The sequence below is a fragment of the Oscillatoria salina IIICB1 genome (assembly GCF_020144665.1).
Lineage (GTDB): Bacteria > Cyanobacteriota > Cyanobacteriia > Cyanobacteriales > SIO1D9 > IIICB1.
On record NZ_JAAHBQ010000128.1, the window covers coordinates 1 to 5,568 of the forward strand.

The 5,568-nt window shown below is 43.4% G+C and carries 5 protein-coding genes; all 5 read left to right on the forward strand.

Going from position 1 to position 5,568, the window contains the following annotated elements; genetic code table 11:
- Positions 1–1,921, forward strand: a 1,921-nt coding sequence (locus G3T18_RS24170) for an ARC6/PARC6 family protein (RefSeq protein ID WP_224413154.1), incomplete at its 5' end; no start/stop codon positions are given.
- A gap of 3 nt (positions 1,922–1,924) precedes the next feature.
- Complete coding sequence (locus tag G3T18_RS24175) at positions 1,925–2,350, forward strand: surface-adhesin E family protein (protein ID WP_224413155.1); 426 nt, start codon at positions 1,925–1,927, stop codon at positions 2,348–2,350.
- A 467-nt stretch (positions 2,351–2,817) separates the two neighbouring features.
- Positions 2,818–3,198 (forward strand): DUF7682 family zinc-binding protein, encoded by a 381-nt coding sequence (locus G3T18_RS24180; RefSeq protein ID WP_224413158.1) that lies wholly within the window; start codon positions 2,818–2,820, stop codon positions 3,196–3,198.
- Positions 3,199–3,346: 148 nt separating this feature from the next.
- Positions 3,347–4,507 carry a cysteine desulfurase family protein gene (locus G3T18_RS24185; protein WP_224413156.1) on the forward strand — a complete coding sequence of 387 codons (1,161 nt, stop codon included), beginning with the start codon at positions 3,347–3,349 and terminating at the stop codon, positions 4,505–4,507.
- Positions 4,508–4,553: 46 nt separating this feature from the next.
- Positions 4,554–5,300, forward strand: a complete 747-nt coding sequence (locus G3T18_RS24190; RefSeq protein WP_224413157.1) for a DUF1995 family protein — start codon at positions 4,554–4,556, stop codon at positions 5,298–5,300.
- Positions 5,301–5,568: the final 268 nt, after the last annotated feature.

The following is a 5,568-nucleotide window of genomic DNA, read 5'->3' on the forward strand; positions in this document are numbered from 1 at the left end:
AGCAATAAAAGGGTTAACTATGGGGTTACGACTTGCTGGACTAATTGTCAGTATCGGTATCGGAGTTTTGGCTGCTACGCCAACTCAAGCACAAGTCACAAATACACAAATAAATGCCTTGGTAGAAGCTTTGCGTCGGGCTGTACCAAGGACTCCTAATACAAATAACGGATTATATAGCGACTGGCAAGTGAAACCGGGTATAATTCCCCGTTGGTCAAAACAATGTCTTCAGCGAGAGTTAACTCCCGAACAGTTTGCAGCTAATCCCGATACTGCGCGGACAGTTGTCAGTTGTGTGGTGGAAGATATACTCGAACAACAATATCAAGCGACAGGAAATGATGAAACCTTAGCTGTACGTCGCGCCGCAGGTTGGTGGATGACTGGCGATGCTAACCTTTATAACAATAGTTTGATTTCGGGTTATACCGAAAAAGTTTTAAATTTATATCAGCAGGCGATCGCTTCATCTACTCCTACTCCCACAACGGCTACTGCTAATTCTTCTCCTTCTGAAGGCTCAAATAACGCAAATGCAAGCAATACCACTGCTGTTACTGAAAATGATTCTCTAGCCAATAACACAACCCCAGAAGTAGTCACCTCCTCAGCTAGAGAAACCAACACGGCTGAAAATACCACCGCGACAAATTCCACCCCTGTAGCCAGAGAAACTAATTCTCGCCCCTCAACAACTCCAGAAATAGTTACTTCCTCAGCTAGCGAAACCAATAGCGAGGAAAATACAAACCCCACCCCTGTAGCCAGAGAAACTAATTCTCGCCCCTCAACAACTCCAGAAATAGTTACTCCCTCAGCTAGCGAAACCAATAGCGAGGAAAATACAAATTCCACCCCTGTAGCCAGAGAAACTAATTCTCGCCCCTCAACGACCCCAGAAATAGCGACATCCTCAGCTAGCGAAACCAATAGCGAGGAAAATACAAACCCCACCCCCGTAGCCAGAGAAACCAATTCTCGCCCCTCAACGACCCCAGAAATAGCGACATCCTCAGCCACCGAAACCAATAGCGAGGAAAATACAAACCCCACCCCCGTAGCCAGAGAAACCAATTCTCGCCCCTCAACGACCCCAGAAATAGTTACTCCCTCAGCCACCGAAACCAATAGCGAGGAAAATACAAACCCCACCCCTGTAGCCAGAGAAACCAATAGAGTAGCAGAATCAACTACAACGAGAAATACGGCGGCTGTTAATACCACCCCAGCTACACCTACACCATCCCTAACTCCCACGAGAAGACCGTCACTAGATGGTAATACACTCTACGATCGCTATATGATCGCAGCTTATGATGCTAGTGACCAGAGAAATTATCAAATAGCCTTACTATATTTCCAGCGTGCCTTAGATGAACGTCCAGGAGATAATTTTGCTCAACAAGGAGTTAATAATATCCGAGGCAACCTCGGCGCAACCAGTAATTCTAACTCTTCTAGTTCATTCTCGCGCCAAATCACCCAACAACAAGCTTTGAGTCTGGTTAGTCGCTGGACACAAGCCAAATCACAAATTTTTGCTCCTCCTTTTGAAGCAAGATTAATTAGTGACTTGACAACGGGCGAATTATATGATTCTTTAACCGATGCTAATGGCGCGATCGCCTGGCTAAGAAATAACCAAGCATACTATCGCTTTGGGGTGCAAAAAATTGAATCTGTCGAGCGATTTGTTGCTAGCGAGACGAAAGCAACAATTGAAGTCAAAGTTACCGAAGATCGCACTCTTTATCGAGAAGGTGAAATCGATCCCAGTCAAACAGAGTTTGATACTCAAGTGATTCGCTATAGTTTAGAATTGGTAGGGAATGTTTGGAAAATTGCTGATTACAAAACTGTAGACGGTTCGGTGTTAGAACGAGGCGTTTTAAATACCGCTTCTAGAGAGAGAGAGTAAAAAATGAAAAAATTCCTGCAATTATTGACAATTAGTTGTTTACTCTCTGTTGCTCCTGCTGCTCGAGCAGTAGAATGGGTACAAGTAGTAGTAAATCAAGTTGGTGATAAATTTTTTGTCGATCGTGATACCCTCGATCCAAAAGGTAATGGTGATATTGTTTGGTTTTGGGAACATCGAGAGTTTCTGCAACCGAATAACGCTTTTTTAGAAGAAGATATCGGACAACCTCTTTATGCAGTCACAGTATATCGTTCTGTTGATTGTACCAACTATTCTGAACGACAAAGACAAATTATTGCTTATGACCGAGAAAAAAGAGTCATTCGTCGATTTAATTATGGGGATACAGGTAGATTATATCGACCGATGAATGGTAGTAGTTCCGCACAAGTATTAGAATACGTTTGCAAACAAGTATCCCAATAAAATTATTATTAGAAAATAATCGGTTAGTTCAATCGATCTGTAGAGACGTAGCAATGCTACGTCTCTACTGGTAAAAAGGGATACATTGATAGAAAAATTCAAAAATACCTCTATCTGAAGAAGGATTTAAAATTATATATTTGCAAATTTTTGTTAGCTTTCTGCGCTTTCTAAGCTGAAAAGTGATATGTAGTAAATGCGGGTACTTGAGAAAGTAATAACTGACTTCACCCCCTCCCCTGGTATTCCCTTGGGTCACTAAATTATTTTATGATTAAATTTTGCCTCCTAGAGGCAAGATTCTCAGGCACGATATATCTTCGCGCTATGTAGAGTCTGATTTTAAGGGACTTTGCAAAGATTAGCTAGAAGATTCTTCGCGCCATTTTTTGTAAGTTGTATTAAAAAGAAGTCAATATTTGATGTTAATCAATGGGGGTGCAGGAAAGCAGCCTGTACGCAATTTTATGCCTAGAAGAAAGAAAAAATTTCCTTGCGGTCATAGCGGATATGGACAAAGTTGTCATCGTTGCGAGCAAAAACAAGCAAGTTGGGAAAGAAAAAAACATAAAAAGCAACAATGGGAAGACAGCTTTGCGAAAGATCCCATCGATTTAAGCACATTACCAAAGAATGTTGTTATTAAAGCACGTAGAATTATCGCAGGGCTAGAAAGTCAGAGAGATTATCGAGAATATCGAGGGAAACGACTTAGACACGATCGCTTTGTGATCTCTATTCCTGTTACCCGTCATTATCGCCTGCTTTGTCGCGATCGCGGTAGTATCTTAGTTCCTGAAGAAGTGATCTCTCACGAGGACTATAACGTTCGCAAACCGGGCAGTTAAAATTATTACAAGTTGTTAAATTGTTAGCAAGATTACATACATAAACTACCGAAGCATTAAGAAACTCTCAGGCTGAAATCGAGAAGAGCCTTTGAATCGTAAAATAGTAATATCAGCAGCTTCGGTGGTATCGATCTGGCGAAAAAATATGCAAATTTATTTAGACTATAGCGCGACAACGCCGACACGCCCAGAAGCGAGAGGCAAAATGCAAGAAATCCTCACGCAAGGGTGGGGCAACCCTTCTAGTTTACATGAATGGGGACAAAGGGCAGCGACGACAATTGAGTTGGCGAGAATGCAAGTTGGCAGTTTAATCGGTGCATCAAACCCAGATGCGATTATTTTCACATCTGGAGGAACCGAAGCGGACAACTTGGCAATTATGGGCGTAGCGCGGCAATACTCAACGCCTCAACATATCATTATTTCTAGTGTCGAACATTCTGCGATCGCCGAACCCGTGCAACTTTTGGCACAATGGGGTTGGCAAGTGACGCGCTTACCTGTAAATAGCAGAGGTAGAGTTAATCCTCTCGACTTGGAAGCAGCTTTGCAAGCAAATACTGTCTTAGTATCGATTATTTACGGTCAAAGTGAAGTGGGAACTTTACAACCAATTTCCGAACTTGCCGCAATTACCCGCAAGCGAAACGTCCTCTTTCACACCGATGCAGTGCAAGTGGCGGGACGTTTGCCCGTAAATGTGGAAAAATTAGGCGTAGATTTACTTTCCCTTTCGAGTCATAAAATTTATGGTCCCCAAGGTGCAGGGGCGCTTTATCTTCGTCCTGGAGTCGAATTAGTTCCCCTCTTTGGTGGTGGGGGACAAGAGATGAAATTGCGTTCTGGGACTCAAGCAGTACCGAATATTGCGGGATTTGGTGTAGCCGCCGAACTTGCAGCCGCCGAAATGTCGGTAGAGACACCCAGGTTGATAAAATTACGGGATTTGCTGTTTGGGCTTTTAGCCGACTGTGACTATTTAACACCAACTGGCGATCGCTGGCATCGTTTGCCCCATCACGTTAGTTTTACAGTTTCCGTCCCTGGAATTACTGGAAAAACCCTGGTAAGACAAATGAACCTCGCTGGAATTGGGATTAGCGCTGGTTCTGCTTGTCATAGCGGTAAACTTAGCCCTAGTCCGATTTTAAAAGCAATGGACTACTCCGACAACAATGCTTTAGCCGGAATTCGCTTAACTTTAGGACGGGAAACCAGCGAAGCTGACATTGAATGGACAGCAATGGTCTTAAAACATATTTTAGAGCGATTATTAGCGAAAGAATTAGTTAGTAGTCGTTAACGTGGGGATGGTAATATCTGTCCGTTAAACATCAGATAAAAAAACAATGGTTCAACTACCACAAACCTTAGAAGAAGCGATCGCGCAAGCTAAAGAAGCAACTACCAACGCCCTCAATGACGGTTATACCAGATTGCAGGTAGAATTAGTATTCCCAGAAATCGCTTTGAGAGCGCAATCTCTCGCCCAAGAATTTATCCCCATTTTTGCAGAATATGGTTCCGGGCTAAAAGTGTTGTTTCCCGATACAGGTGCGGCTGCACTCGCCCGTCGTGACTGGGGTGAAACACCTTATAAAGTAAGCGATTTAGGTAGTTCTCGTACCCCCATCGAAATGAAAGTTAACGACGACGACGAAGCCTTTTTGCTCGTTTGTCCTTCTTCCGTGGAAGTCAGCCAAGCCGAAAAACTTGCTAATCTAGCTGGCGATCGCCCGATAATAATGTTAATCCCACAACTAGAGAATGTGGCGATCGTTGGTATCGGTTACGCAGCCCGTCAGTTACGAGAACGCTTTCTTAATACTATCGAAACCTGTTACTATATTCGACCCTTAGAAGGTGCAGCAATTTTGCGTTCTTATCCTTCTCCTTGGCAAGTTTGGCTAGAAAAAGATAGCGATAACTTTGAATTAATTGCCGAAGAACCCCAAAAACCAATCGGCGATCGTTTAAACACTATACTCGGTAAAGCTACCGCAACAGAAGAAGCAAAAGGCGAATCAACTCCCACTGTTAAAAAGCCCAGTATGCTCTCCAAAATGCAGCAATTTCTCCGCGCATTAAGTTCTTAATTCCCTCGTTCCTTGGCTCCGCCGAGGAACGCATCTCTAGAGGCTCCGCCTCGCAATTTCTGGTAGAATTAGGAACCTCCGAAAAGCATTTCTAATACCAAGTTGCGTCCAGGGATAGTGTTTTTTTGACTGCTCCCCTCCCTCCGCGTTGCTAAAGGGAGGGGATTCTTAAGCCATCCAAAAATGGACTCTTAAAGGCGTAGTCAAAACGCCCCTACTGACTCCTTTGAGAGAAAACTTCAAAGTCGCCGCTACTTTTTTAAGGATA